The 26,521-nt window shown below is 75.1% G+C and carries 18 protein-coding genes, 1 tRNA gene, 3 pseudogenes and 1 riboswitch; of the genes and pseudogenes, 10 read left to right on the forward strand and 12 right to left on the reverse strand.

Features of this window, described 5'->3' with window-relative positions:
* Positions 1 to 39: 39 nt before the first annotated feature.
* Together L6E17_RS22660 and L6E17_RS22665 are read right to left on the reverse strand one after the other, a co-directional pair.
* A pseudogene (locus tag L6E17_RS22660) lies at positions 40 to 795 on the reverse strand (DUF72 domain-containing protein); the annotation flags it as partial.
* Positions 796 to 899: 104 nt separating this feature from the next.
* Positions 900 to 1,658, reverse strand: a complete 759-nt coding sequence (locus L6E17_RS22665) for a transglycosylase SLT domain-containing protein (RefSeq protein ID WP_236242588.1) — start codon at positions 1,656 to 1,658, stop codon at positions 900 to 902.
* A 4-nt stretch (positions 1,659 to 1,662) separates the two neighbouring features.
* Positions 1,663 to 1,865: riboswitch (cyclic di-AMP (ydaO/yuaA leader) on the reverse strand.
* Positions 1,866 to 2,286: 421 nt separating this feature from the next.
* On the opposite strand from L6E17_RS22665, the gene L6E17_RS22670 reads away from it, so the two are divergent.
* The 5 genes from L6E17_RS22670 to L6E17_RS22690 all read left to right on the forward strand — a co-directional run bounded on the left by L6E17_RS22670 (position 2,287) and on the right by L6E17_RS22690 (position 11,444).
* On the forward strand, positions 2,287 to 3,573 hold the full coding sequence (locus L6E17_RS22670; protein WP_236242589.1) for a vanadium-dependent haloperoxidase: 1,287 nt from the start codon (positions 2,287 to 2,289) through the stop codon (positions 3,571 to 3,573).
* A gap of 1,005 nt (positions 3,574 to 4,578) precedes the next feature.
* Complete coding sequence (locus L6E17_RS22675) at positions 4,579 to 5,541, forward strand: sigma-70 family RNA polymerase sigma factor (protein ID WP_236242590.1); 963 nt, start codon at positions 4,579 to 4,581, stop codon at positions 5,539 to 5,541.
* 225 nt (positions 5,542 to 5,766) lie between these two features.
* Positions 5,767 to 6,807, forward strand: coding sequence for a lyase (locus L6E17_RS22680; RefSeq protein ID WP_236242591.1), 1,041 nt, complete (start codon positions 5,767 to 5,769; stop codon positions 6,805 to 6,807).
* Positions 6,808 to 6,849: 42 nt separating this feature from the next.
* Positions 6,850 to 8,346, forward strand: a complete 1,497-nt coding sequence (locus L6E17_RS22685; protein WP_236242592.1) for a cytochrome P450 — start codon at positions 6,850 to 6,852, stop codon at positions 8,344 to 8,346.
* 191 nt (positions 8,347 to 8,537) lie between these two features.
* Positions 8,538 to 11,444 (forward strand): AAA family ATPase, encoded by a 2,907-nt coding sequence (locus L6E17_RS22690; protein ID WP_236242593.1) that lies wholly within the window; start codon positions 8,538 to 8,540, stop codon positions 11,442 to 11,444.
* Positions 11,445 to 11,462: 18 nt separating this feature from the next.
* On the opposite strand, the gene L6E17_RS22695 is transcribed toward L6E17_RS22690, so the two are convergent.
* The 6 genes from L6E17_RS22695 to L6E17_RS22720 form a co-directional block, all read right to left on the reverse strand.
* Entirely contained in the window at positions 11,463 to 12,299 is an 837-nt protein-coding gene (locus tag L6E17_RS22695; protein WP_236242594.1) for a class I SAM-dependent methyltransferase, read from the reverse strand.
* Between the two features lie 205 nt (positions 12,300 to 12,504).
* Positions 12,505 to 13,191, reverse strand: a complete 687-nt coding sequence (locus L6E17_RS22700) for a pentapeptide repeat-containing protein (protein WP_236242595.1) — start codon at positions 13,189 to 13,191, stop codon at positions 12,505 to 12,507.
* Between the two features lie 124 nt (positions 13,192 to 13,315).
* On the reverse strand, positions 13,316 to 13,912 hold the full coding sequence (locus tag L6E17_RS22705) for an ATP/GTP-binding protein (RefSeq protein WP_236242596.1): 597 nt from the start codon (positions 13,910 to 13,912) through the stop codon (positions 13,316 to 13,318).
* Positions 13,899 to 14,261, reverse strand: a complete 363-nt coding sequence (locus L6E17_RS22710) for a DUF742 domain-containing protein (RefSeq protein ID WP_236242597.1) — start codon at positions 14,259 to 14,261, stop codon at positions 13,899 to 13,901. The genes L6E17_RS22705 and L6E17_RS22710 overlap by 14 nt, the downstream gene beginning before the upstream one ends.
* On the reverse strand, positions 14,261 to 14,662 hold the full coding sequence (locus tag L6E17_RS22715; RefSeq protein ID WP_071284084.1) for a roadblock/LC7 domain-containing protein: 402 nt from the start codon (positions 14,660 to 14,662) through the stop codon (positions 14,261 to 14,263). The genes L6E17_RS22710 and L6E17_RS22715 overlap by 1 nt, the downstream gene beginning before the upstream one ends.
* Positions 14,659 to 17,007: a nitrate- and nitrite sensing domain-containing protein gene (locus L6E17_RS22720; protein ID WP_236242598.1), complete on the reverse strand. Its 2,349-nt coding sequence runs from the start codon at positions 17,005 to 17,007 to the stop codon at positions 14,659 to 14,661. The genes L6E17_RS22715 and L6E17_RS22720 overlap by 4 nt, the downstream gene beginning before the upstream one ends.
* A gap of 404 nt (positions 17,008 to 17,411) precedes the next feature.
* Here L6E17_RS22720 and L6E17_RS22725 point away from each other — a divergent pair.
* Positions 17,412 to 18,253 (forward strand): annotated as a pseudogene (locus L6E17_RS22725) (isocitrate lyase/phosphoenolpyruvate mutase family protein); the annotation flags it as partial.
* 469 nt (positions 18,254 to 18,722) lie between these two features.
* Here L6E17_RS22725 and L6E17_RS22730 read toward each other — a convergent pair.
* Positions 18,723 to 19,520, reverse strand: a complete 798-nt coding sequence (locus L6E17_RS22730; protein ID WP_236242599.1) for a DeoR/GlpR family DNA-binding transcription regulator — start codon at positions 19,518 to 19,520, stop codon at positions 18,723 to 18,725.
* Between the two features lie 377 nt (positions 19,521 to 19,897).
* Here L6E17_RS22730 and L6E17_RS22735 point away from each other — a divergent pair, with 377 nt between their 5' ends.
* Positions 19,898 to 20,734 (forward strand): class II fructose-bisphosphate aldolase, encoded by an 837-nt coding sequence (locus L6E17_RS22735; protein ID WP_236242600.1) that lies wholly within the window; start codon positions 19,898 to 19,900, stop codon positions 20,732 to 20,734.
* A 406-nt stretch (positions 20,735 to 21,140) separates the two neighbouring features.
* Here L6E17_RS22735 and L6E17_RS22740 read toward each other — a convergent pair.
* A pseudogene (locus L6E17_RS22740) lies at positions 21,141 to 22,226 on the reverse strand (CapA family protein); the annotation flags it as partial.
* Between the two features lie 101 nt (positions 22,227 to 22,327).
* Between L6E17_RS22740 and L6E17_RS22745 the strand changes: the two are divergent.
* The 3 genes from L6E17_RS22745 (at position 22,328) to L6E17_RS22755 (ending at position 24,332) form a co-directional block, all read left to right on the forward strand.
* Positions 22,328 to 22,948: a Type-2Aa cytolytic delta-endotoxin gene (locus L6E17_RS22745; RefSeq protein ID WP_236242601.1), complete on the forward strand. Its 621-nt coding sequence runs from the start codon at positions 22,328 to 22,330 to the stop codon at positions 22,946 to 22,948.
* Positions 22,949 to 23,042: 94 nt separating this feature from the next.
* A tRNA-Cys gene (locus tag L6E17_RS22750) sits at positions 23,043 to 23,112 on the forward strand.
* Between the two features lie 50 nt (positions 23,113 to 23,162).
* A complete protein-coding gene (locus L6E17_RS22755; protein WP_236242602.1) occupies positions 23,163 to 24,332 on the forward strand; it encodes a gala protein in 1,170 nt (389 codons plus the stop codon).
* Positions 24,333 to 24,774: 442 nt separating this feature from the next.
* Here the strand turns inward: L6E17_RS22755 and L6E17_RS22760 are convergent, their stop codons facing one another.
* Both L6E17_RS22760 and L6E17_RS22765 read right to left on the reverse strand, forming a co-directional pair.
* Positions 24,775 to 25,749 (reverse strand): acetylxylan esterase, encoded by a 975-nt coding sequence (locus L6E17_RS22760; RefSeq protein ID WP_236242603.1) that lies wholly within the window; start codon positions 25,747 to 25,749, stop codon positions 24,775 to 24,777.
* Between the two features lie 213 nt (positions 25,750 to 25,962).
* Complete coding sequence (locus L6E17_RS22765; protein WP_236242604.1) at positions 25,963 to 26,409, reverse strand: nuclear transport factor 2 family protein; 447 nt, start codon at positions 26,407 to 26,409, stop codon at positions 25,963 to 25,965.
* Between the last annotated feature and the right edge of the window lie 112 nt (positions 26,410 to 26,521).

Here is a 26,521-nt window from a genome sequence, read left to right on the forward strand (position 1 = left end):
GGCCGGCGCGCCCCTACGCCTGTGCGGGCGCCGACGGCAGCGTCGCGGGGTACGGGTCACCGGGAGCCCGGCGGTCCTCGCGGCGCGGGCGAAGACGGCGGCGTCCAGCACGGCGGCGGCGTTCGGGTCGTTGTTGAAGTACGCGTACACGTCCTCGCCGCCGCTCCAGGTGTCGGCGACGCGCCGCACCCAGGTGGTCAGGGAGCGCCGGCCGTAGCGCGGCCACGACGCGGCCCGGCCGGTGTGGAAGCGGACGTAGCCCCAGTCGGCGGTGCGCCACAGCGGGGTCACCGGTCGGGCCTCCACGTCCGCCCAGCACAGGGCCGCCGAGCGGGACGTCAGCACGTCGCGGACGTCGGGGGTCCACCACGACGGGTGCCGCGGCTCGACGGCCACGCGGGCACCGGCCGGGAACCGGGCGAGGCACGCGTCGAGCAGGGCGGGGTCTGCCCGCAGGGTGGGCGGCAGCTGGAGCAGCACGGGACCGAGCCGGTCGCCGAGCCCGGCGGCACGGCCCATCAGCCGCTCCACCGGTTCCTCCGGCTCCCGCAGCCGCTTGATGTGGGTCAGGAAGCGGCTCGCCTTGACCGCGACGACGAAGTCCGCGGGGGTGCGCTCCCGCCACGCGGCGAACGTCTCCCGCGCCGGCAGGCGGTAGAAGGCGTTGTTCACCTCGACCGTGGAGAAGGCGGCCGCGTACTCCTCCAGCCACAGCCGCTGGGGCGTCCCCGCGGGGTAGAGGACGCCGCGCCAGTCCTTGTACTGCCACCCGGACGTGCCGACGAGAACGGTCACCCTCTCATCAGAACACGCCCGGGCGCACCAGGAGCAATCAGCCCCTACCGGGGATTCCCGGCATGTCCGCGGCCGGGCTTGGACGGCTCATGCCGTTCGAGCGGTCAGTACGGTCCGAAGACGTTGTCGATGGAGCCGTACCGCGCGGCGGCGTAGTTGCACGCGGCCGTGATGTTGGCGACCGGGTCGTACGGGTCCAGCGAGGTGCCGGGCACGTGGTAGGCGCGGAACGTGGGGTCGATGACCTGGAGGAGGCCCTTGGACGGGGTCCCGGCCGCGGCGTTGGAGTCCCAGTTGTTGATGGCGAGCGGATTTCCGGAGGACTCCCGCATGATGTTGCGGTGGATTCCCTCGTACGTACCGGGGATGCCGTGCTGCGCCATGACGTCGAGCGATTCCCGGATCCAGCCGTCCAGGTTGTTCGTGTACGCCTTCGCCGGGGCCGCGGCCGCGGTGGTCATCGGGGCTCGCGCGGTGCTCCGGGAGGCGCGCTCGGCCGTGTCGCCCTTGCCGGGAAGGGACAGCTTGAGGCCGGGGCGGATCAGTGACGGATCGTCACCGATGGCCTTCTTGTTCTTCTCGTAGAGCGCCTTCCAGCCGCCGCTCACCGAGTGCTTCTCGGCGATGCCGAAAAGCGTGTCGCCCTTGACGACGGAGTACGTGGCGGCGGACTTCGCCGCAGCCGCGGGAGCCGCGGACACGGCCTTTTCGACCGCAATGGACGGGGCCGCAGCCGGGGCCGCGAGAGCGGGAGCAGCCGCGGTCAGCGGCAGGGCCAGCGCAGCCCCTCCGGTGCTCGCGAGGGCGAATCCGCGCGAGAGGCGGAGGTTCTTGGGACGACGGTGCTTACCCTTTGCGGGCATGGCGCATTCCTCTCCGGCGCCTGCGAGGTGAGCTGTCGGGTTCGGGCTGGAGTTGCCCGGCCGCGGACATGCCGCGACTTCACCCCCAGCCGTCCCGGATCCCGGTTCCGACCTGGATCCGAACGGCGACTTACCTGGGTCCCCCGCTCCTGCCGTACGTGGGTGGGTGTGGAGCCGGAAGGCGGCAGGATTCGGCGGACCCTCCGGATGGACGGTGACCGTAAACGAGAGCGGTGGCGGGAAACAAGGCCCGGAATTCCGCGGGGAAGATCCGTAGGCGGGCGGTCGCTGCCGAATTCCCCGCGATATCGCGGGGGACCGGGATCTGTTCACCTCGGGGCCCGTGACTCTTGTCACGGAACTCCTGCCGTGCGGATCGCGTCGCGGCGACCGGCGAAGAGCCGCTAAATCCCGCCACCTGCGTAGATGTCTGCCAAATCGGATGTAAGCGGCGAAGTGGTATCAGTCGGCCGGGCGGCTCCGTCCGGGTGGTGCGACCCCTCGAACGGCTCCCCGGCGGGCCGTCCCGGTTGCGGTTCCTCCGGCGCCACGGAAGGTGTTTCCGATGACGTGCACCCGAACAAAGGCCATGAAAAGCAGCGAAAAAATAAAGAAAGGGGCAAAAATCGTGTGCCGTACTTCGGCTCGGATACGTTCCCGCACCGCCGCTTCGCTCGTGGGCGCCGCCCTGCTCGCCCTGGCGCCGGTGCTCGCCCACCCCCCGGCCTCCGCCGCCTCGGCCGCCGACCCGCCCTCCGCCCCGCGAGCCGTGATCGTCACCTGGGCCCGCCTCGCCGCGGACACCGGCGACCCTGGGGGACGCCTGACCGCCCCCGAGGAGGCCCTCTGGCAAGGCCTCGTCTCCGCGGCCATGTACAACGCCGTCGTCGGCGTCGAAGGGCGCTACGAGCCGTACAAGTGGCAGGCGCGCGGCCCCCGCGGCGCCTCGGCGGAGGCCGCCGCGGCGACCGCCGCGCACGACGTGCTCCTGCACTACTTCCCCTCGGCCGCGGGGAAGCTGAAGGCCGCCCACACCGCCTCCCTGGCCGCCGTCCCCGACGGAGAGGCCGAGGACCGGGGCGTCGAGTTCGGCCGCCGGGCCGCCCGGCACGTCATCCGGCTCCACCCCGGCACGCCCCGCGGGGCGGAGCCCGCCTACCCCGCCGCTCCGGGCTCCTGGCGGCCCACGCCGCCGGCACACGAACCCTTCGGCAGCGCCTGGCTCGGCCGGCTGCGGCCGCTGCTGCTCGACCGCGCCGACCGGTTCCGCCCCCCGCCGCCCCCCGCGCTCACCTCGGAGGTGTACACGGCCGACTTCGCGGAGGTGAAGTCCTACGGAGCCAGGACCGGCTCGCGCCGCAGCCCCCAGCAGACCGCCACCGCGCTGTTCTTCACCAAGCTGGACCTCCAGGGCGCCCTCGCCGACCGCGCCGAGCGGTTCGACCTCGACCTCGTCGACACGGCCCGCCTGTACGCCGCCGTCAACACCGTCCAGGCCGACGCCGTGATCGCCGCCTGGGAGGCCAAACTGCACTACGGCACCTGGCGCCCCGTCACCGCGATCCGCGAGGCCGACACCGACGGCAACCCGCACACCGCACCCGACCCCGCCTGGGAACCCCTGCTCAAGACCCCCGCCCACCCGGACTACCTCAGCGGGCACACCACCGCCGCGGGGGCGCTGACCCGGACCCTCACCCTCCTGTCCGGAAGCCCGCGCCTGGACCTCACCGTCACCTCCGTCACCGCGAGGAAGACACGGCACTACACCTACGCGCGGGACTACGACCAGGACGTGGTGGACGCCCGCGTCTGGGCCGGCATCCACACCCGCACCGCCGACCTCGCGGGCACCGCGACCGGACGGAAGGTCGCCGCCTGGGCCCTCACCCGCTACTTCCGCCCGCTTCCCTGACAACCCCGCGGGTGCCGCCGCGCGGACGGCCCCCGCACCCCGCACCCCGCACCCCACGCCCCTCGGCCGGCCCCGCACCCCCGCACGCCGGGGCTCGCACCGGTGAGCACCGCTGGGGCCGCCGCGCTTCCGCCCCGGCCCGCCCGGCGCAGCCCGCGCGGCCCCCGCCTCCCCGCGCGTGCGAGCTGCCCCGCAGCCCGCACCCGCCGTGCCACCCCGCCGTGCCGCCCCGCCGCCCGCACCCGCTGTGCCGCCCCGCCGCCCGCACCGCCGTGCCGCCCCGCAGCCCGCACCCGCTGTGCCGCCCCGCCGTGCCACCCCGCCGTGCCGCCCCGCCGCCCGCACCCGCTGTGCCGCCCCGCCGCCCGCACCGCCGTGCCGCCCCGCAGCCCGCACCCGCTGTGCCGCCCCGCCGCCCGCACCGCCGTGCCACCCCGCAGCCCGCACCCGCCGTGCCACCCCGCCGCCCGCACCGCCGTGCCACCCCGCAGCCCGCACCCGCCGTGCCACCCCGCCGCCCGATCCTGCCGTGCCGCCCCGCCGCCCGTTGCCCGGCTCGGGCCGTGCCGCCCCACCGCCCCGGCGTCCGCGCCGCCTCGGCCCTCCCTGCCCGCAACCGCCGGGCGTCGCGCAGGCAACCGCCGCTCAGGCCGCCCCCACCCGGCACGGCCGTCCTCTGCACGCGGGCGCCCGCCAGGCATGGCCGTCCCGATGCCCGCGGCCGCCCCGCCCGAGGCGGTCCGGTCCCGCCGCGGCCCGCCTCCCGGGGACGCCCCTCCGCCCTGCGGAGGCCGCCGCGGCGCCCTCCCACCGCGGCCGTCCCCCGCACCCGCCCCGCGGTTTCCCCGACACCGGAGCGGGAACCCGTGGGGACCGCGAGGAGCCGGAGGAGGCGACTGCCGCCATGGGGGCGCACGCCGACCACGGGGCCCGGCAGCAGGGCCGTACGACGCACACCGCGGGGCAGTACGACGCGGGGAGCGCCCCGCAGGGCGGGGCGGACCGGTGCCCGCACGGCGGCGCACGGAGCCCGCCGAGCCGGGGGACGGCTTCGACCTGGTCCGCCAGTACCTGGAGCAGATCACCCGCACGCCCCTGCTCACCGCGGAAGAGGAAGTGGACCTCGCCAAACGCATCGAAGCCGGCGTGTACGCCGACCGGCTGCTCCGCGAAGCCGAGGCGGACCCGGGCGGCGGGCCGCCGCCGCAGCGGCGCCGCGACCTGGAGGCGGTCGCCCGCGACGGGCAGCACGCCAAGGACCACATGGTCCGCGCCAACCTGCGGCTCGTGGTGGCCGTCGCCAAGCGGCACGGCCGCCGGGGGCTGCCCTTCCTCGACGTCGTCCAGGAGGGCAACCTCGGCCTCATCAGGGCGGTCGAGAAGTTCGACTACACCAAGGGCTACAAGTTTTCCACGTACGCGACGTGGTGGATCCGCCAGGCCATCGAGCGCGGCATCGCGCAGTACGCGCGCACCGTGCGGCTCCCCGTGCACGTGGTCGAGGACCTCTCCAAGCTGGGCCGCGCGGAACGCGAACTGCAGCTGCGCCTCGGCCGCGAACCGACCCTGCGGGAGGTGGTGGAGGCCACCGGTATGCCCGCCGGCAAGGTGAACCGGCTGCGCCGGGTCGGCCGCGAGGCCATCAGCCTGGACACTCCCGTCGGAGAGTCAGGCGAGACCGTGGTGGCCGACCTGATCGAGGACGAGGAGGTCCTCCAGGCGCCGCACGTCGTCGAGTACCGCGCCCTCGCCGAGCAACTCCGCGAGGCCGTCGGCACGCTGCCGGCGCGTGAGGCCCTGGTCCTGAGCCTCCGCTACGGCCTCCACGACGGCCGCGCCCGCACCCGCAGGCAGATCGCCGAGCACCTCGGCCTCACCCCCGAGCGGGTCCGCCAGATCGAGAACCGCGCCATGGCCCACCTCCGCGCCCCCGAGCGCCGCGTACCCCTCCGGGAATGGGCGGGATGAAAACTCCCCGCGCATATGCCTGCTCAAAATCCATGCGGCATTTGCCGGAATTCAAACGGTAGCGCCGCGTCCGATTATATTGACAGGCTGCTCCGCACTGCGGGTTAATGGAAACGAATGGCCGCAAAGAGCGCTTCGCTGTGTTCGGGGGGTGGGGAAAGCGAGCGCTGTGTGGCCGGAGTGAGCGGGGAATGGCGGATCGGATTTCCTTCGGAGGGAGACCAAATGCCCCATCTCGACTCTTTCACGATTCCGGAATTTCATCTTCCCTTTGAGAACACCAAGGACCCGGGCGCGGAGCGGGCCAACGCGGAGGCGACGGACTGGGTGGTGCGGCGGGGCCTCGTCGAGGAGGCCGCGGAGGAGTTCGCGGGGATCGGCTTCGGCCACCTGTCGGCGCGGGTCGGGAACGGCGCGGCGTACGACGACCTCGTCCTGCTGGCGCAGTGGATGGCCTGGTCCTTCGTACTGGACGACCAGCACGACCTGCTCATCAGGGACGGCAGCGTCGACGACTGGCGCCCCGTCGCCGCCGCGATCAACGGCTACGTGGCGGACGGGCGGGCCGACCGCATCCCGAAGGCCGCCCGCAACCCCCTGGTCGACGGCTTCACCGAGCTGTGCGACCGCATCCTCGACCGCATGCCGCCGCTGCTGCGGGCCCGCTACCGCGCCCATGTCCCGCTCATGCTGCGCTCCCTGGACGAGGAGGCGCACAACCGCAGGCCCGGCTACCGCCCCCCGGTGGCCGACTACGTCCTGACCCGGCGCCACAGCTCCCAGCTGCTGCCGATGATGGACATGGTGGAGGGCTTCCTGGGCATCGAGGTGCCGGCAGCGGTGCACGACCACCCCGAGGTGCAGGAGCTCGGCTGGAGCGCGATCGACGTCATCTCCTGGGGCAACGACGTCTTCTCGCTGCCCAAGGAGTACTCCTGCGGCGACACCAACAACCTGGCCGCACTCCTCGCCGCGTGGCAGGGCTGGTCGCTGCCGCAGGCGGTGCGGGCGGTGGAGGAGCGCATCGAGGCCCGCGTGGAGGACTTCCTGGCGGGGGCCCGCAGGATCCCCGCCGTCCTCGACGAACTGGGCGTGGCGGACCCGGAGGTGCGGACGGCCGCGGTGCGCCGCGTGCGCGCCTACGAGGACTGGATGGTCGGCTCCGACCTGTGGCAGCGCTACGACTGCACCCGCTACTGCGACGAGCGTTTCGCGGCGGGCCTGGAGGCGGCGTACACCCGCCCGGGGCTCGTCTCGGCGGCGTGACCGACACGGCGCCATGACGACACCGCGAGGAGGAGCACCTTCGTGAAGCACGACCACCGGCTCGCCCGGACCGGGACGGCCGGAGCACCTGGGACGGCCGGGGCGGCCGGGGCGCCGGCCCCGGCCGCCCCGGGCGGCCTGCCCGTCCTGGGCCATGCCCTGCAGCTGTGGCGCCGCCCCATCGCGTTCCTGGAGTCCCTCCGCGGGGTGGGGGACGTCGTACGCGTCGACGTGGGCACCTGGCCGCTGCACGTCCTCACCAGTCCCGAACTGGTCCACACCGTCCTCGTCGGCGAGGCGCAGCACTTCGGCCGCGGCCGGATCTTCGAGAAGATGCGCCCGCTGTTCGGCAACGGCCTCGCCACCACCGACGGGGCGTTCCACCGCAGGCAGCGCAGGATCATGCAGCCCGCCTTCCAGCGCTCCCACATCATGGAGCACGCCGAGCGGATGTGCCGCCAGGCGGACGACATGGCGGCCTCCTGGACGGACGGACGGAGGGTCGCCGTCGACGAGGAGCTGCGGCGGTTCACGCTGTCCGCGGTCGCCGACATGATGTTCTCCGGCGAGGTGGGCGGCCGCGCCGTCGCGGAGGTGCACCGCTCCTTCCCGATCATCCTGGAGGGCATGCTCGTCCGGACGCTGATGCCGAAGGCCCTGGACCGGCTGCCGATCCCGCTGAACCGCCGCTTCGACGCCGCCGCGGCCCGGCTCCGGGCGATCATCGACGAGGTCATCGCGGCGTACGGCTCACACGACGCGGGCGCAGCCCCGTCGGAGGGCGGCTCGCCGGCGGCGTACGGCTCCGCAGCCGGGGGCGGCCCGGACGCGGGCGGCGCCGCGGCACGCGCCGCAGGGTCGGGCGGCCGGCACGACCTCCTGTCCCTGCTGATGGCCGCAGCCGACCCGGAGAGCGGCGAGACGATGAGCGCCGAGCAGCTGCGGGACGAGCTGATCACGATCCTCTTCGGCGGTACCGAGACCGCGGCCACGACGCTGGCCTGGGTCTTCCACGAGCTCGCCCGGCACCCGGAAGTGGAGAAGAAGGTGCAGGCAGAGGTGGACGCCGTCGTCGGCGGCCGCCGCGTCCGCGCCGACGACCTCCCCCGGCTCACGTACACGGCCAACGTGCTCCGCGAGACGCTGCGGCTGCACTCGGCCCTGGTGTTCACCAGGAAGGTGCTCACCCCGGTCACCCTGGGCGGCGTGCCCGTCCCCGCCGGTGCGGAGCTGGCCTACAGCCCGTACGCGCTCCACCGGGACCCCGGCTACTTCACGGACCCCGCGGCCTTCGACCCGGACCGGTGGTCGGCCGTCGACCCGGCGCGCCCGGCCCGGCTCAGCGGCTTCCTCCCGTTCGGGGCCGGCCAGCACAAGTGCATCGGCGACTCCTTCGCGATGGCGGAGATGCTCGTCGTCGTCGCGAGCGTGGCGTCCCGCTGGCGCCTGGTGCCGGTACCGGACGTGGAGGTGCGGGAAATCCCCGCGGGAATCCCCATGCCGAATGCCCTGCCCATGATTCCGCATGCGAGGAAGTGAGAGAGAAAGGCGGTATACGACCGTTCCGGATCGGAATTGAGCGCACTGTAGGCCACCTGGCAGGCGGATGTCAGCGGAGGATACACGGTTGCGCTCGTACGAGTGGCGATGTTCCCGGAAAACAGGGCCTGAGCCGCTCCCTGCCGCCCCCCTGGGCCTACACTCGGCCGCACGTGTTGGAGGGGGCAAGGATGACAGAGGCCATGGCACCCCGGGGCAGCGGCGAACCGCTCCTCGAACGAGAATCCGAACTGCTCGCGATCCAGCGTGCCCTGGACGCACTCTGCGGGACCCGGGCCGACGGGACGCCCGCACGCCGCGGTGGCCTGCTCGCCTTCACCGGTCCCGCCGGAGCGGGCAAGACCACCCTGGTCAACGAGGTCCGCCACCGCGCGGCGGAGCGGGGCTGCACCGTCCTCTTCGCCCGCGGCGGCGAGCAGGAGAAGCAGGTGCCGTTCCGCGTGATGCGGCACCTCGTGCAGCCGCTCCTCGCCCCCATGGGCGAGGCCGAGTGCCGCGAGGTGCTCGGCAACTGGTACACCATCGTGGCGCCCGCGATCGGACTGGACGCGCCGACCGGCGACGACTACCCCGACCCCCAGGGCGTCCGGGACGGCCTCGACTGGGTCGTCACCCGGCTCGCGGTGCGCCACGACCGCCCGCTCGTCCTCGTCCTCGACGACGCACACTGGGCGGACAGCGAGTCCCTCGCCTGGCTCACCGCCTTCGCCGCGCGGGCGGAGGAACTCGCCATGCTCATCGTGGTCGCCTGCCGGCCGGACGACATCCTGCCCGACGCCGCCGCGTTGCAGGACCTGACCGAACGCCACGCCGCCCGGCCCCACGAACTGGCCCCGCTCACCTCCGGGGCCGTCGCGATGCTCGTACGGTCGGTCCTCGGCGAGGACGCGGACGAGGTCTTCTGCCGCGAGCTCTGGGCCATCACCGCGGGCAGCCCCTTCGAGGTCGTCGAACTGCTGCAGAAGAGCAAGGAGCGCGGCCTCAAGGCCCACGAGGACGCCCTCGTGCAGCTCCGGGACCTCGCGTCCGCGGTCAAGGGCAGCGGCCTCATCGACCGCCTGGAGCAGTTCGGGCCCTCGACGGTCAGGGTGGCCTGGGCCGCCGCCGTCCTCGGCAGCAGCGGCATCCCGATGAAACTGCTCGGCACGGTCTCCGCGTTCGGCGAGGCGCAGGCGGCCGCGGCCGTCGCGGAGCTGGAAGGCGCCCGCCTCCTCACCGCCGTCACCAGCATCCACCGCGAGCGCGTGGTCGAGTTCAACCACCCCCTCATCGCCAACGCGGTGTACGGGGCGATGCCGCCCGGTGTCCGCGTCGCCATGCACGGAGTGGCCGCACGCGCCCTCATCGACGCCGGATACGGGCCGAGCGAAGCCGCCCGGCACCTGCTGGAGACCCACCCGGAAGGCGACCCCTGGGTCGTCCGCATCCTGCGCCAGGCCGCCCGCGACAGCTTCAGCTCCGGCGCGCCGGAACCCGCGCGCCGCTACCTGGGCCGCGCCCTGCGCGAGCCCCCGGACGTGGAGGAGCGTGCCGAGGTGCTCTTCGAACTCGGCTCGGCCAACCTGCCGCACGAGCCCGCCGCCACCGTCAACCAGCTGCGGGCCGCACTGGAGGAACCCAAGATCGGACAGCCCCTGCGCGAGGCCATCACCTACCGCCTGGCGCAGGCCCTGGTCCACTCCGGCCAGATGGAGCGGGCCATCGAGCTCCTGGAGGAGGCGGCCCAGGGCACCACCGACTCCCGCACCCGGCTGCGCATGCAGGCGGAGCAGTTCAAGTGGAACTCCGTCCGCGTCGACGAGCCGGACGCACCCGCCCGCTCCCGGCGTCTCGCCCGCTTCGCGGAGCGGCTGACCGGCCGCGGCCCCGCCGAGCGGCTCATCCTCGGCATGCGGGCCTGGGACGCCGTCCTGCGCGGCGAATCGGCCGCCGAGGCCCTGCACCACGCCGAAGAGGCCCTCACCGGCGGCATGACCTGGATCGACCAGGACTTCGGCTTCGAGGTCCCGGCCGGAGTGGCGCTCGTCCTCATGTACTGCGACCAGCCCGGCCGCGCGGAGGAGCTGTTCAACGCCGGCATCGCGGAGTTCGAGGCACGGGGCTGGCGCGGCGCCCACCTGTCCTTCGCCTACACCCTCTTCGGGTACCTGCGCTACCGGCGCGGACGGCTCTCCGAAGCCGAGGACTTCGTCCGCAGCGGCCTGGAGATCGCCGACCGCGTCGGACACGGCATCCCCGCCCAGCGGTACGCGGTCGGCATCCTCGTCGAGACCCTCCTCGCCCGGGGCCGCGTCGCCGAGGCGCAGAGCGTCGCCGACGACTACGGCATCGACCGGTGGCGACCCGACTCCGTCGTCTACCCCGACCCGCAGGCCGTCCACGGCCGACTGCTCGCCGCCCAGGGCCGCCTGGAGGAAGCCGAGCGCCAGCTGACCGCCGCCGGCGCACGGCTGGACCGCCGCGGATCCCGCAACCCCGCCTGGAGCCCCTGGCAGCTCGACCTCGCACTCGTCCAGACCGCCGCCGGCCGCGGCGACACCGCCCGGGCCACGGCGGACGAGGCCCTCGCCCGTGCCAGGGCCTTCGGCACCGCCGGCATCGTCGGCCACGCCCTGCGCGTCTGCGCCACGGCCGCCGCCGACCCGGGGCGCGCCATCGAGCTGCTGGAGCAGGCCGTCGCCCACCTGGAGCAGTCACCTGCCGCGTACGAACTCGCCTACGCGCTCGTCGACCACGGGACCGTGCTGCGCACCCTCGGCCGCATGGAGCAGGCGGCGCTCCAGCTCTACCGCGGACTGGAGACCGCCGCGGCCTGCGGAGCCGACCCCCTCGTCGCCCGCGCCAGGGAACAGCTCGCCGCGGCCGGCCTCCGGCCGCGGCGCCCCCAGGCCACCGGCGGCGACACCCTGACGGCACCCGAGGCCACCGCCGCCCGGCACGCCGCGGACGGACTCGGCAACGCGGCCATCGCCGCCGCGATGCACCTGCCTGAGCACACCGTCCGCGAGCTGCTCTCCGGCGTGTTCGCCAAGCTCGGCACGGACCGCATCGGACTCACGCGGGCCCTCGGCGGGTGAAGCGCGGGCCGGGCGCCGTCAGAGCGCCCGGCCCGGTTCCGGCTGCCGCTCGGCCTCCGGAGCCAGGTGCGTGACACGGAGCTTCGACTGGCCGTGCGGCAGCCGCTCCCAGTCCTCCATGAACCGCGCCTCCAGGCCGTGCCGGCGTGCCAGCCGCACCAGGGTCTGCGTGCGGTAGTAGAAGTCCTCCCGCAGCACGTGGTGCTCGGCCCCCTCCGTACGGTCGAAGGTGAAGTCGAAGAAGCCGCCCGGCGCCAGCACCCGCCCCACGTGCGCCAGGCACTCGTCGATCACCTCCAGCGGCGAGTGCGAGAACACGCTGTGCGCGTGCACCACGGTGAACCAGTTGTCCGGCAGGAACTCCAGCCGCAGGTCGTCCACCGGTGTCAGGTACGGCATCTTGTCCTGGAGCCCGTAGCGGACCAGGGTCTTCTTCGCCTCGATCAGGATGTCCGGCGAGATGTCGATGCCGTAGTAGTGGCCGGGCTCCAGGTGCCGGATGAACCGCCAGCCCGCACGGAGGTTGCCGCAGCCGATCTCCAGCATCCGGTCCTGCGGCCGCAGCCCGTGGCCGACCAGGTAGTCGAACTGCATCCGGCCGATCTCCAGCCAGCGCTCCGCCGACGGGTTGCCGCCCACCGCCGCCTCCGGGCTGCGCGCCGTGTCGCTCGCCATCACCGCCCTGTAGTACGCCACATGGCTCTTGCGGTGCTTCAGTCCCAGCCACGCGTCCCGCGCGGCCCGCCGCGCGTACGGCAGGACCCGGCCCGGGTGCCGCAGCGCGTACCGCAACCGGTAGCCCGCCCGTGAACGGTTCCGCGCCACCCTCGCCTCGGGGTTTCCCGTTCCCGGCATGGCACCCTCCCTGCTCCGACCTCGTATGACGCCCCCAACCGTGCACCCGGGACCGCGGAAGGCCCCGCCGCGGCGCGTCAGCAGGCCGGGACGGCACCCGTAAGAGGGGCCGCGGATACGCCGACCGGGTGACGGCGCGCCGCGGCCGCTGACGCCGGGGCGCCCCGTACCGCTCGCAGCGAACTGCCGGGCAGGCGAAGCGGTCCTACCAGTGGGCCGGGCGGCGCAGCCCGGCCGGCAGCCGCGTGGACCCGTCGCCGCGCGCCCCGTCCACCTGAGCCTGCGTCACGAACAGCGCGCCCCGCAGCCGCGCCCCCATCAGGTCGGCGCCCCGGTGGTCCTTGCGGCGCCCCGGCACCGAGGCCCGCACCAGCTCACTCGCCCCTCCCAGCAGCACGCCCAGGGCGGCCCGCTCGGCGGCCACGTCCGCGCGGAGCACCGACTCCGCGTCGCCCCGGGTCAGCGCCTCGATCCGATCGTACGCCCGGCGCAGCTCCCCGCGGACCGGCCCGGCGGCCGCCAGGTCCAGGGCCTCGGCGGCGTACCGCAGCAGCTCCTGCAACTGCCGCATCACCGGGAACACCTCGTACATCCGCCGCGCGGAGTCCGGCTCCTCCCGCCACCCGCGGCCGCCGAAGGTCACCTGGGACACCTTCTGGCCCGCGCCGAAGCAGTCGTACACCGTGCAGCCCGGATAGCCGCTGTCACGCAGCCGGTCGTGGATCCCGCACCGGTAGTCGTCCCGCAGATGGCCGCACGGGGTGCCCGCCGGCTTGTCGGCCGCGAAGTCGGCGGACCGGGAGAAGGGAAGCGCCACGCAGCACAGCCCGAAGCAGCTGCCGCAGTCGGCGCGGAGGTCGGGGCGGTCGGCGGGCGGCGGCTGCGGCGACAAGGCGGCTGTGCTCCTCGGCAGGGCGTACGGGAAGGCGGCCCCGCCCCCAGGGCGGCGGGTGCACGGCGGCCCCCATTGTCCCCGCCCGGCCGCCCGTCCCGCGGAGGGGGCCCGCGCCCGGGGCTCAGCAGGCCGCCGTGTCCCGGGTCTTCGCGATCACCCGGTCCAGCAGGGCCAGCAGCACGTCCCGGGCGTCGGCGCGGACCCGTGCGTCCAGCATCAGGACCGGCGTCCCAGGGTCGCGCAGCCGCAGCGCGGCCCTGATCTCGTCCGCCGTGTAGGCCTGCTCCCCGTCGAAGCAGTTGGCCCCGACCACGAACGGCAGGCCCCGGCTCTCGAAGAAGTCGACCGCGGGGAAACTGCGGTCCAGCCGCCGGGTGTCCACCAGCACCACGGCCCCGAGGGCGCCGTTCAGCAGGTCGTCCCACATGAACCAGAAGCGCTCCTGGCCGGGTGTGCCGAAGAGGTACAGCACCACGCCCGCGTCGGCCAGCGTGATCCGGCCGAAGTCCATCGCCACGGTCGTCGACGCCTTGGCCTCGATGCCGTCGAGGTCGTCGACGCCGACGCCCGCGGCCGTCAGCCGCTCCTCCGTGCGCAGCGGCTCGATCTCCGAGACCGTCTCGACCAGGGTCGTCTTGCCGACCCCGAAGCCCCCGGCGACGAGGAGCTTGACGGGCGTCGGTTCCTGGCTGGCGTATCCGGGGTCATATCCGGGCAAGGTTGTCCCTGATTCTCATGAGCAGGTGGACGTTGGTGGTCTCGGCGCCCTCCAGCGGGGGCCGGTGGTGGATGAGCCCGCGGTCCGCGAGCTCCCCGAGCAGCAGCGCCATCGGGGTCAGCCGCATCCCCATGCGCGCCGCCAGTTCCGCGACCGCGCGGCCGGCCGGTGCCGGACACAGGTCCAGCACGGCCTGCCACTCGCTGGGCAGGCCGTCGCGCGCCCCCGCACCGGCCGCCGCCGTGATGGTGGTGTCCATGCTGAGGACCGTCCGCGGCGCTGTCGTACGGCCGTCGGTCAGCGCGTACAAGCGGGTCCGGCGGCCGGGGCGGCGCGGCTCCTGCGGCATTACGAGGCGGGGGACTGGACGCGGTCCGGGGTGCCCAGCCACTCGCCGAGCGCCTGCGCGGTCCGCACCGCCTCGCCGCCCAGCTCGCCGAGCCGGGCCTTGCGGTTGGTGACGACGATGAGGGTGCTGCCCTCGCCGCAGCCCACGATGCACAGGTAGCGGTCGTCCATCTCGACGAGCTGGCGGATCACCCGGCCGCCGTCGATCTCGCGGGAGATCGCCCGCATCGTGGCGGCGATGCCCGACGAGGCGGCGGCGATGCGCTCCGCCTGGGGGCGGTCCAGCAGGTAGGCGCTGAGCTTGATGCCGTCGTTGGACAGCAGGACGGCGCCCTGGATGCCGGCGATCCTGCTCAGGTTGTTGTCCAGGACGCTGTAGATCATGTCGTTCGCTGTGGTCATCGCTGATCCTGTCGGAGTTCGTCTTCGGCTTTCCTGGTGCCGTCTTCGTACTCGGCCCAGGCGTCGGCCACCTCCTCGGGGGTGGCCGTGTCGGGGCTGTCGTCCGGCGCGGGGGTCCCGGTCCTGAGCTGCTCGGCCATGTGCGTCTGCGGCACCCGCTCCGGCAGCGGCGGGCGGGTGGCGCCGCCCCGCGGCGGCTGCCGCAGGAGGGCCGCGGCCGCCGGGGCGGCCCGCGGGGGCACCACGCGCAGCACGGGCTCCTTCGGCGCGGACGTGGCCGCGGGCGCCGCTTGCGGCTCGGCCGCGGGTTCCGGCAGGGGAGCGGGCACCTCGGGCGCCGGCTGCGCCGGCGGCGTCACCCGGGCGCCCCGGCCCGTGTCGGCCCCGCTCTCCACCAGGAGCAGGCCCGGGAGGACCACCACGGCCGAGGTGCCGCCGAACACCGACCGGCGCAGCGTCACCGTGGCCCCCAGCTGGTCGGCGAGGTGCCCGACCACGAACAGGCCCAGCCGGTGGGCGTTCTCGGCCAGCACCGCGTACGGAGGCGCCGAGTGCAGCCGGGCGTTCATCTCCGCGTACCGCTCCGCCGACACCCGCGGCCCGCGGTCCTCCACCTCGACCGACAGGCCGTCGGCCACCCGCTCCGCCCGGATGACGACCCGGGAGCGGGGCGGCGAGAACCGGGTGGCGTTGTCCAGCAGCTCCGCCAGCAGGTGGCTGACCTGGCTGATGACCCGCGCCTCCACGGCGACCTCGTCCAGCGCCTGGCGGTCGATGCGGCGGAAGTCCTCCACCTCGGCGGCGGCCTCCCGCAGCAGGTCCGCCACGCGCATCGGCTCGGTGTGCGGGTCCTGGATCTCGCCGCCCGCGAGGATGAGCAGGTTCTCGATCTGCCGCCGCATGCCGACGGTGAGCTGGTCGGCCCGCATGAGCCGGGCGAGCAGCGCCTCGTCGGAACCGAACGCGTCCTGGAGCTCCTCGGTCAGGGTGAGCTGCCGGCTGACGAGGTTGCCGGTGCGGGAGGCGATGCCGGCCGCGAACAGCCCGAACCCGTGCCGCTCCGCCGCCAGCTGGCGGTGCCCCTCGACGGACACGGCGACCACCCGGGCGAAGGCGTCGCTGATCCTGCCCACCTCGTCCTGCTCCCCGCGCTCGGCGGGCAGCGCTCCCTCGTCGACGGGGCGGCCCTGCTGGAGCCTGTCCACCACGTCCGGCAGGGTCTGCTCGGCGACGGTCACCGTGCGGTCGTGCAGCAGGCGCAGCCGCCGCAGCACCGACCGGGTGGTGGCCGCCACGAGGAGCACCACCAGCACCAGCGCCCCGCCGCTCAGGGAGACCAGCCACAGCACGCCGGTCTCCAGGTCCGCGGCCTTGGCGTCGGCGTGCGCCAGGAGCCCCTGGATCCGGGACCTGTTCAGCGCGTCGACCTCTGCCGACCAGGTGCTGTGCGCCACCTGCCAGCGGGTGACGTCCTGAGGCAGCCGCACCCGGTGCGCGTCGAGCTCGTGATCGGTGAGGACGTGGTCCTCGATGCGGGTCTTCGCCTGCCAGGCGGGCGAGCCCGCGAGGTCCGCGTAGCGGCCGCTGTTCTCGGGGGGCAGGTACGGCACGATCCACCGGTCGAAGAGGTGCCGGTGCGCCCCGACCGCGTTGACGAAGTCCGCGAACCGCGCGGTGCTCAGCTCCCGGGAGGGCCCGGCGAGCGCGATGGCGGTGTCCTCCTGGGCGAGCATCTCGGACGCCGAGAACAGGGTGACGACGACCTGGCTCTCCTGGATGAGGCCGGTGTCCTCGGTGTGGCCGAAGGCGTCCTGGTAGAAGCGGATCGTCTGGCTGATGACCCCCGTGTAGAACGCGACCGTGCTGTCGGGGCCGCTGATGCGGGCGTCGGCGCGCTCGCGGTGGGCAGGCAGCTCGTCCAAGCCCTCCAGGATCTCCTGGAGGCGGCGCTCCGCCTGCTCGGAGCCGGCCGGATGCGCGGCCGTCGCCTCCCGGAAGGCGTCCGCCGCACGGTCGGTGGCCGCGCGCCGGGTGCGCAGCGACTGGTCGGAGACCGACAGCCCGGCCCAGCCGCCCGCGGTGGCCACGCGCTCCGCCTGCAGCTCGGTGAGCAGTTCGTAGAGCGGCAGCCCGATGCGCTCGCCCGCGGCGACGTCCGCGCGCAGGTGCGCGGACTGCTCCAGGAGCCGCTGGGCGGTCACGGTGACCTGGGTGGCCATCGCACCCGTGGGGACGATGGCGAGCAGGACGAGGAGCGTGCGCAGGCGCAGTCTGCGGCGCAGGCGCGGGGCGCGGCGCCGGCGCCGCGGGGGCGGCGGCGGGCCCGGCGCGCCTTCGGGTTCCATGGGAGACAGCATCGGCCCTCGGGAACGGTGCGGGACGGGGAGCGGTCCGGTCGACCGGTGCGGCTCCGCCCTGGCAGGGGCGGTGGGGGAGGGCCGGTCCGGTTCCGGTGGGGCGTGGGGGTGCTGATCATAACCAGCCATACGCCGTTCGGGTGAGGTTGCGTCAGTGATCGGAGCGTGGTAATCTGCGTACGTTTGGTCCATGTCGTTGTCGTGCCGTTGCCGAGCCGAGTCCGTTTCGACGCCCGGCAGGTACGCCGGCCGCCCGTCAGGGGCGGGCGGGGCGTCACCCGGGTGGGTGGGCCGGCCTTGGCGATCCGCGACGGCACCCGGGAAGCTCTCCGCTGACGGCGGGCCACAAACCCGGGGCGGGCCCCCGTGACGACCGCGGGACGGGCGGAACGATGACGCGGGAGCACCGGAGCGGATACGGAGCCGGGCTGCGGGAGGCCGTCGCGGCCCCGGGGACGACACCGCTGACCGGCGTGTACGACCTGCACTCGGCGTCGCCGGAGGCGCGCCACTGCGACGGGCTGTCCGTGTCCGGATCCGGCTTCGCCGCCTCGTACTGCGGCCTGCCCGACATCGGCTCCGTCGCGTGGCCGGACACGGTCGCGTTCGTGGAGCGGCTGCCCGGCGCCCTGCCGGACGTGTACCTCCTCGCGGACATCGACGACGGCTACGCCGGCACCGGCGTCACCTGCCACGTGGTGCGGCGGCTCGAATGCTGCGGAGCCCCCGGGATCGTGCGGGAGGACCGGTCGCGGCCGCGCCGCTGCGGGCACGCCGAAGGCCGGCAGGTCCTGCCGCTGGACACGTATCCGGTCAAGCTGACCGGGTCCTCGACGGCGGGGGCGACCTGCTCGTGGTGGCCCGCACCGACGCCGTGGAGGCCACCGAGATCCTCCGCCGGGCGGCCGCCCTCGCCAGGACCGGCGCCGGCGTCGTCCTGGTCGACGGCGTGCGCTCGGTCGACGCGATCCGCCGGATCCGCGACGTGACGGGCGACAAGCCGCTGCTGTCCCACCAGATCGTCGGCGGGACCTCGCCCCGGCTGCCGCTCTCGGAACCCACCGCGCTCGGCGTCGACATGGCGATCCACAGCACGCCCTGCTGTTTCGCCGCGCACCAGGCCATCGAGCAGGCCCTCACCGGGCTCAAGGAGTCCGACGGCCGCCTGCCCGGCGGGCCGGAACCCGTCGGGGTGCGCGCCTCCACACGACTGCCGGAGGACGACCTGCGCCGCCCCGCCAGCGGTACAGCGCGGCCGGCCCCGCGACCCGCAGACCGGCGGCCGCACCGGGCCGCCCCCGACCGCAGCCGGCGTGCGGACCTCCACGGGGGCGCCGAGCCCCTCCACCGCGACGCTCACCACGGCGTCGTGGCCGCAGCAGCGGACGTCCGGCACCGCCTGCGCCCGGCTCGCCGGGGCACGGCCGCGCGGCCAGGACCGGATCCGCGCCCTGCCGCGGGGAGGAGGCCGCGCGCCGGCCGGATGTCCGGCCTTGGCGTCTCCCATCGGACCGCCTCCGCCGCGCCCCCAGCCGACCGCGCCGCTTCCGCCGCTGCCGCGCCGCCGCCTGACGGGGCGCGGTGGGCGACCGGCGCGGCCGGCGGCGGTGCCGGGTCCGGCAGGTGAGGCGGGTGGTGGCCGCCTCAGCCTTGCCGGGCGCCGCGCCCGCCAACGGGGGCGCCCGGCGCACCCTCGGCGCTCCTCAGACGGTGACGACTCGGATGCCCGCCTCGGTGAGGAGCGCCGCCATGTCGGGGGCGAGCCCGGAATCGGTGACGAGCGTGTCGACCCGGTCGAGGCCGCAGATCCTGGCGAACGCGCGCCGGCCCATCTTCGACGAGTCCGTCGCGAGCACCACCGTGCGGGCCCGCTCGGCGAAGAGCCTGCTGACGCCTGCCTCGTCCTCGTGGTGGGTCATCACGCCGAACTGCGGGTCGACGCCGTCCACGCCGAGCACCGCGACATCCAGCACCACCTGGTGCAGGACGCCTTCGGTCAACGGGCCCACCAGTTCGTACGTCTGGGGGCGCGCCACCCCGCCGGTCAGCACGATCTTGAACTGCGGACGCACCGCCAACTCGCTCGCGATGTTCAGCGCGTTCGTGACGACCGTGCACATCGGGCCGGAGGAGGCGTCGCCCCGCTCCACCGCCCCGCCCGCCCGGAGGGCGAGGGCCCGCGCCACCTCGGTGGTGGTCGTACCGCCGTTGAGGCCCACCACGTCCCCCGGACTCAGGAGGTCCGCCACGGCGCCCGCGATGCGCTGCTTCTCGGGGACGTGGCGGGACGACTTGTAGCGCAGCGGCAGTTCGTACGACACGCCGTGCGCGATCGCCCCTCCGCGCGTGCGGACCAGCAGCTTCTGCTCGGCCAGCTCGTCGAGGTCGCGCCGGATGGTCGCCGGCGAGACCGCCACCGAGGCAGCGGCGTCATCGACGGCCAGCCTGCCGTCTGCCGCGAGCAGTTCCAGCAGCCTGCTCCACCGCTCCTGCTTGGACATGGGTCGCGTCCCCTCCGTGCCTGACTCCTGCGGTCGCGCACGGCGGTGCCGGGGCAGCCAGGGCGGCTGATCGGCATCTCGGCGGGTCCGCGCGGCCTTGATCGTAACGCCCGCCGGACTGCACCGTCCGGCACGGGCCTTCCGCCCCCGCTGCCCGCGTCCTTTGCCGGCGCCTTCTGGACGCGCCGGCCCCTGCGCCGGATACTGCACTCGTCCCAGGTGACGCAAAACGCTTGATGGGACCCGATTTCACGCATGTTCAATCATAAGAGTGGCGCGGCGGCGGCGGGAACGCGCAATCCCGCCGGTCGTGACCGCAGCGCTCTGCTTGCCGTCGGCCCCGCGGCCGGCGTCCCACCACCGCACCGGGAGGACCCATGCCCCTGACCCCCACCGGTGACGTCATCGGCCCCGCGCGCGCCGAGGGCCGCGGCGTCGGGGCGTTCAACGTCGTACAGATCGAGCACGCCGAGGCCATCGTCGCCGGAGCGGAACGCGCGGCGCTGCCCGTGGTCCTGCAGATCAGTCAGAACACCGCGCGCTACCACGGCTCGCTCGCCCCCATCGGACTCGCCGCCCTCGCCCTCGCCCGCGCGGCCTCGGTACCGGTGGCGGTCCACCTCGACCACGCCGAGACCCGCCGGCTCGTCGCGGAGGCCGTCGAACTCGGTTTCACCTCCGTCATGTTCGACGCCTCCCGGCTCCCCTACGAGGAGAACGTCGCGGCGACGAGGGCCGTCACCGCGTACTGCCACCGGGCCGGTGTGTGGGTCGAGGCCGAACTGGGCGAGGTGGGCGGCAAGGACGGCGCGCACGCACCCGGCGCGCGCACCGACCCCGACGAAGCCCGCGCGTTCGCCGAGGCCACCGCCGTCGACGCGCTGGCCGTCGCCGTGGGCAGCTCCCACGCGATGCTCACCCGCGACGCCGTCCTCGACATCGACCTCGTCACCCGGCTGCGGGACGCGCTCGCCATCCCCCTGGTCCTGCACGGCTCGTCGGGCGTCCGCGACGGGGACCTCGCCAAGGCCGTCGCGGCGGGGATGACCAAGGTGAACATCGCGACCCGCCTCAACGCCCTCTTCACCGGCACCGTGCGGGCCCGCCTGCAGGAGTCGCCCGGCGTCGTGGACCCGCGCCGCTACCTCGGCCCGGCGCGGGAGGCGGTGGCCGCCGAGGTGGCCCGCCTGCTGGGTGTCCTCGCGGACCGCTGACCGACCGCGGCCTTCCGCCCCGCCCCGCGTGCCCCGCCCCGCGTGCCCATGCCTGCGTGCTTCGGCCCGCGTGCCCGGCCTGCGTGCCCCGGCCGCGGGGGTGTCCCAGGGGCCGGTCCGCTGCCGGTGCCCTGCTGCCGCGCGCCGCCCCTCTGCTCCGCTCCGGCTGCCGGTGCCTGCCTGCCGTGCGCCGTCCGTGCTGTCCCGGGCGGCTGCCCGTTCCCCCCGCCGCTGCCGCCCTCCCCTCCCGCCCGGTTGCCCCGCCCGCCGGCCCCGGCCTCCCCGCCCGTGCGCGACCGCACCCCGCCCGTGATCCTCTACCCCCGTCCGGCCGGCTCCGCGGCCCTCCGCCCACGCGACCCGCCCCGTCACCCCCGGCCGGCTCGGCGTACAGCAGTCCGCCGCGCTCGTCCGGCTCCCGCCCCACACGCACCCCGAAGTCCCGGCTCACCCGGTCCAGTACGGCCCGCAGCCAGTCCCGTTCGGCGGGCGCAGCCTCCTCCAGCCGCAGCCGGCGGGCCCGCACCGGAGCCATCCGCAGCCGAGCGGGCGCCCCGCCGCCCGGCGGCAGTGTCGCGAAGTACAGCAGCCGCAGCTCGTCCCGGTACTCCTCGTGGCCGCGGATGCCCTCGTAGTCGTCGATCAGGTCGCCGCAGCCGTACAGCACCGGCTTCCCCCGGTACAGCTCCAGCGGCCGCGGGTGGTGCGAGGAGTGCCCGTGCACCACGTCCACCCCGCCGTCCACCAGCGTGTGCGCGAACTCGACCTGCCCCGGCGACACCCCGTAGCCCCAGTTGGACCCCCAGTGCACCGACACCACCGCCACATCCCCGGGCCGCTTCGCCGCACGCACCCGCCGCACCACCTCCCGCGCCGCGGTCCGCGACGCCGCCGGGACGTACGCCACCCCCGACCGGCCGACGCCGGCCGCCCAGTCGGGCGGGACGCCGCCGGACGGCATGGCGCACCCCCACACCAGCACCCTGCCCCCACCCACCGGAACGACGGCCGGCCGCCACGCCGCTGCCGCGTCGTGCCCCGCACCCGCGGTCCGCACTCCCGCGTCCGCCAGCGAGCCGAGGGTCTCCCGGAGCCCGGCGCGGCCGAAGTCCAGCACGTGGTTGTTGGCCAGCACGCACACGTCGGGCCGGGCCGCCACCAGCGCCGGCAGGTTCTCCGGGGCCATCCGGTACAGCACCGCCTTGTCCGGGGCGGCGTCCCCGGACCGCGTCACGCTCGTCTCCAGGTTCACCACCCGGACGTCGGGCGCCGCGTCGTCCAGCAGCCGCAGCGCCTCCCCCCACGGCCAGGAGGGGGCCACCGGCCGCGGCACCGGGCCGTTCACCGCCTCCGCCAGGGAAACGTACGAGCGGGCGTCCTTGACGTACTCCTCCCACAGGCGCGGATCGCCCGGGTGGGGCAGCACCTGGTCGACCCCGCGGCCGAGCATCACGTCACCGCAGAGGAACAGCGTCACCGCGTCCCCGCGCATGCCTCCACGGTAGGCGCACCCGGCGGCCGGGGCCCGCCCCGCCGGGTGCATACTGGCGCGCGGCGCGGCGCGACCCCCTTCCAGCCACGAGGAGCAGCCACATGGCCGAGCAGGCCACCGCCGGACGGACCCCCGCCCAGGCGGACGGGAAGACCACCTTCGCGACGGTCTTCGAAGTGGACCCGACCCACGAGCAGCGGGCCCGTGACATCGCGGCCCGGTTCCAGCACGCCATCGCACCCGCGACCGTGGACTTCGACTTCGGCGGCATCAGCCGGGCCGCCGCCGCCGTCCCGCACGCCCGGACCACCCGGATCGTGCGCGGCTGGGGGCTCCAGGAGACCGCCCCCGTCGGTGTCATGGTGGTGTCCCTCAAGGAGGCCGTGCGGCAGGCCCTGGCCGAGCCGTTCACCAACCCCCGCTTCTGGGCACGCGTCGAGTCCGCGCTCACCGGCGCGTTCGTCGGCCTGGGTACCCAGGACGGCACCCACCTCTCCTTCTACGAGGAGACCGAGGAACGCACCGGCTACTACTACAACGTGCTGTTCGCCCTCCAGGACGAGGAGACCGGCGACGCCGTCCACGCCGTCGCCCTCTGCCTCAACGCGACGGTCGGCCTCGACGGCGCGCGCACCCGCGCCCTGACCACCGACGACACCGCCTTCTTCACCCTGCGCGTCAACGCCGTCGCCATCCGGCAGCAGCCGCCCGCGGCGGACTGACGGCACGTCGGCCCGGACCGGAGCCGGCCACCTCCCGATGGTAGGCGAACTGGCGATCGAGTCCGGGCCGTTGCGCGCCATGATCACGGGCGGCAAGGCCGTGGCGCAGAGGTCGTCGCGCCCGAGCTGCAAACTGGAGGACGTCGGTTCGCATCCGGTCGGCCTGCCGCCCTCACACCTGACGCACCGTTCGCGCAACACCGGGGGAGTGGTGATGACGCAGGCCACGGAGCCCGTCCCCGTGCACGACCCCCTCGGCGCGCCCGTACGCTGCCCGGCGATCCGGTACCCCGACGCCCCACCCGCCGACCCGGCCGCCCTCACCCCCCTCCTCGACCGGCTCGCGGACCCCCGCCCCGTCACCGCCGACGAAACCCACCCCGTCGGCACGCTGCGCGCCGACGGCCGCGTCGACCTGTGCAAGCAGGGACTCGGCGCCGCCGGCGCGGCCCGGCTGCTGCCCGCCGCCGCGGCCTCCCCGCACGCCGTCCACGTCCTGCTCGGCACCAACGCCATCGGCGACGACGGCGCCCGCACCCTGGCCCAGAGCCTCACCGGCGGCCGCCACGGCCTGCACACCCTGTACCTGGGCTGCAACCGCATCGGCCCCGACGGCGCCGCCGCGCTCGCCGGCCCCCTCGCCGCCGACGGCACCGTCCGCGCGCTGTGGCTCAAGCGCAACCCCGTCGGCGACACCGGCGTGCGCATCCTCGCCGCGATGCTGCGCCGCAACACCGCGCTGCGCACCCTGGACCTCGTGAACACCGGCCTCACCACCGACGGCCTGCACGCCCTTGTCGACGCCCTCACGGACCGCCCCGAGCCCGTCGAGCGGCTCTTCCTCGGCGGCAACGGCCTCACCGCCGCCGCCGCGCCGCTCCTCGCCGCGCTGCTGCGCGCCGGAGTGCGCGAGCTGTACCTGTCCGCCAACCACCTCGGAGACGCGGGCGCCGCCGCCCTCGCCGCGGCCGCCGACCCCGACCGGCCCGTACGCCTCGGCCTCGGCGGCAACGGCATCGGACCCGCGGGAGCGGCCGCACTCGCCGACGCCCTCGGTGCCATCGACACCCTCGACCTCGGCCGGCCCCGCTCCGAACGCAGCCTCGGCGCACCCGGCAACACCACCGGCGACGCGGGCGCCGCCGCCCTGGCCGCCGCCCTGCCCGGCAGCCCGCTGCGCAGCCTGGAGCTCCGGCACACCGGGCTGACCGGACGCGGCGCCAAGACCCTCCTCGCCGCCGTCCCCGACGGCTCGCCCCTGGAGTACGTCGGCCTCGGCCCCGGGCTGCCCCGCCGGGTCAAGCGCTCCTTCCACCAGCGCCTGCGCCCCGCCACCCGGCCCGCGCACCCCGACCTGCGCGCGATCGGGAGCGTCTACCGGTGAGCCCCTGCCGCGAGCCGAGGCGGCCGGCTGGCAGCGCGTCCGCCGCTACGCCGTACCGGAACGACCGCACTCACGACTGATCCCTCCGGCGCAGGCACCCGGTTCCCTCCGGCGCAGGCACCCGGTACGCGACCCCGCGCCCGCCCGGGCCGCGCCCGCCCCGGGCACCGCACGGCGCGGCCGGGCCCGCGCACGGGGGCGGCGGCGGGCCGATCCACCGCAAGGACCCGCACGGACCCGCCCCGCCCCGCTGCGGGTGGCCGGGACCGGGTCGCCCGGCCCGCCTGTCCGGCCCGCCCTTGCCTCCGGATCCGGTGCGGCAAGCGCTTGCTCGACGGTGCTGCGGAAGCCCGGCCCGCGTGCGCGGGACGCCGGGGGACTGCCGGGCCGGCGGGGGCCTGCGACCGGACGCCCGGCGCGCGTGCGCGGGGCTCCGGGTCCGTCAGGCCCTCAGCCGGGCGGAGAACCAGCGCAGCTGGACCGCCTGCTGGTGGGCCTCGCCGCCCTCGTGGTCGTTGAACGCGTACACCTCCACCTCCTTGTCCGCGTGCGCGTACGCGTTGAACGCGGCGAAGACGGTCGACGGCGGGCACGTCATGTCCTCCAGCGCGGCGGAGAACAGCGCGGGAGCGGTGGCCCGCGCCGCGAAGTGGACGCCGTCGAAGTACGCCAGCGTCCGCGCCACCCGGTCGACCTTGCCGCGGTGCGTCTTCAGGTAGTGCCCGATCTCGCGGTAGGGCATCCGGTCCGTGACCGTCGTCGCCCTCGGGAAGTCGCACAGGAACGGCACGTCCGGCGCCACCGCCGCCAGGTCCGGCACGAGCCCCGCCACGGCCAGTGTGATGCCGCCGCCCTGGCTCGCCCCGTGGACGGCGGTGCGCGCGGCGTCGGCCAGCGGATGCGACCGGGCGGCCTCCACGGCCCGCACCGCGTCGGCGAACACCCGCCGGTAGTAGTACGTCCCGGGGTCCTCGACCCCCCGCGTCATGAATCCCGGCACCGCGGAAGCGCTGCCCACGGGGTCGGCCGTGTCGCCGGCCGCCCAGGTGCCGCCCTGGCCGCGGGTGTCCATGACGAAGTGGGCGTACCCGGCCGACGCCCACAGCAGGTGCGTGTGCGGCAGGCCGCGCCCGCCGCCGTACCCGACGAACTCCACGAGCAGTGGCAGGGGAGCGGACGCGCCTGCGGGTATGACGAACCAGCCCTTGACCGGGTGGCCGCCGAAGCCGGCGAACGTGACGTCGTACACCTCCAGCGTGGCCAGCCCGCAGTCCTCGACCCGCTCGAAGCGCGCGTCCAGCGGGTGCGAGCGGGTCTCCTCCAGGGTCTTCCCCCAGAAGGCGTCGAAGTCGCCGGGCTCCTCGGAGGAACTGCGGTACGTCCGCAGCTCGTCGAGCGGCAGGTCGAAGCGGGCCATGGCGGCACCCTCCTTGATCGTCGGACGTGACGGGCCCTCACCGTACGCGCCCGCCGGCCCTTCGGGTGCTCGTGGCGCCCCAGCCGACCAGAGCCGACCAGAGGGGCCCGTCCCCGGCGCTCCCGGGCCCGGGCGGCTCTCCGACCGCCTGGCGCGCGGCCGCGCCGGCTGCCGGCCGGGGCCCGCGCCGCCGGGCCGCGCGGGCAGCGGGCGCTACCCGGCCTCCTCCGGGGCGAACGCCTGGGCGACCGCGAGGCTGTCCTCGTACACGTGGTGCCGGGTGACCAGGCCGTCCTCCACGGTGAGGTGCAGGGCGAACCGGGCGCGGTAGGCGCGCCCCGTGCAGCGGGCCGTCTGGCGGATCTCGCCGAGGACGACCGCGTCCCGGCCGTCGACGAGGAGGCGTTCGACCGCGGTCGCCGCCTGCCCGGGCACATGGTGCTCGGCGAGCTCGCGGAAGTGCGCGGCGGCGTCCGCGCGGGTGGACCGGTGGCGTATCCACGGGGTCGCGGCGCGGCCGTGCTCGGTCTCCGGCCAGGCCAGCTTCCAGTCGCCCTGCTCGGCGTACAGCTCGGCGATGCGCTCGGGATCGCCCTCCCCGATGCGGCGCAGCAGCTCCTCCACGACGGCGCGGGTGGAAGCGGGCACGGCTGTGGACATGGTGCATCACTCCTGTTCGGGCCCCGCGTCAGGGCTTTGACGCGGTGTCACCCGCATTCTCACCGGCACCGGCCGACCGGTGCCATTACCTGCCGGGTCATGGAAGCGGCCG

The sequence above is a fragment of the Streptomyces sp. CC228A genome (assembly GCF_021390935.1).
Classification (GTDB): Bacteria; Actinomycetota; Actinomycetes; order Streptomycetales; family Streptomycetaceae; genus Streptomyces.

Excerpts from the sequence above, each read along its gene's own strand:
- L6E17_RS22710 (WP_236242597.1), bottom strand. The coding sequence starts at position 14,261 with ATGCCGCAGGAGCCGCGCCGCCCCGGCCGCCGGACCCGCTTGTACGCG.
- L6E17_RS22755 (WP_236242602.1), top strand. The coding sequence starts at position 23,163 with ATGACGCAGGCCACGGAGCCCGTCCCCGTGCACGACCCCCTCGGCGCG.
- L6E17_RS22730 (WP_236242599.1), bottom strand. The coding sequence starts at position 19,520 with ATGTCCAAGCAGGAGCGGTGGAGCAGGCTGCTGGAACTGCTCGCGGCA.
- L6E17_RS22720 (WP_236242598.1), bottom strand. The coding sequence starts at position 17,007 with ATGGAACCCGAAGGCGCGCCGGGCCCGCCGCCGCCCCCGCGGCGCCGG.
- L6E17_RS22715 (WP_071284084.1), bottom strand. The coding sequence starts at position 14,662 with ATGACCACAGCGAACGACATGATCTACAGCGTCCTGGACAACAACCTG.
- L6E17_RS22745 (WP_236242601.1), top strand. The coding sequence starts at position 22,328 with ATGGCCGAGCAGGCCACCGCCGGACGGACCCCCGCCCAGGCGGACGGG.
- L6E17_RS22695 (WP_236242594.1), bottom strand. The coding sequence starts at position 12,299 with ATGCCGGGAACGGGAAACCCCGAGGCGAGGGTGGCGCGGAACCGTTCA.
- L6E17_RS22680 (WP_236242591.1), top strand. The coding sequence starts at position 5,767 with ATGCCCCATCTCGACTCTTTCACGATTCCGGAATTTCATCTTCCCTTT.
- L6E17_RS22760 (WP_236242603.1), bottom strand. The coding sequence starts at position 25,749 with ATGGCCCGCTTCGACCTGCCGCTCGACGAGCTGCGGACGTACCGCAGT.
- L6E17_RS22765 (WP_236242604.1), bottom strand. The coding sequence starts at position 26,409 with ATGTCCACAGCCGTGCCCGCTTCCACCCGCGCCGTCGTGGAGGAGCTG.
- L6E17_RS22690 (WP_236242593.1), top strand. The coding sequence starts at position 8,538 with ATGACAGAGGCCATGGCACCCCGGGGCAGCGGCGAACCGCTCCTCGAA.
- L6E17_RS22735 (WP_236242600.1), top strand. The coding sequence starts at position 19,898 with ATGCCCCTGACCCCCACCGGTGACGTCATCGGCCCCGCGCGCGCCGAG.
- L6E17_RS22665 (WP_236242588.1), bottom strand. The coding sequence starts at position 1,658 with ATGCCCGCAAAGGGTAAGCACCGTCGTCCCAAGAACCTCCGCCTCTCG.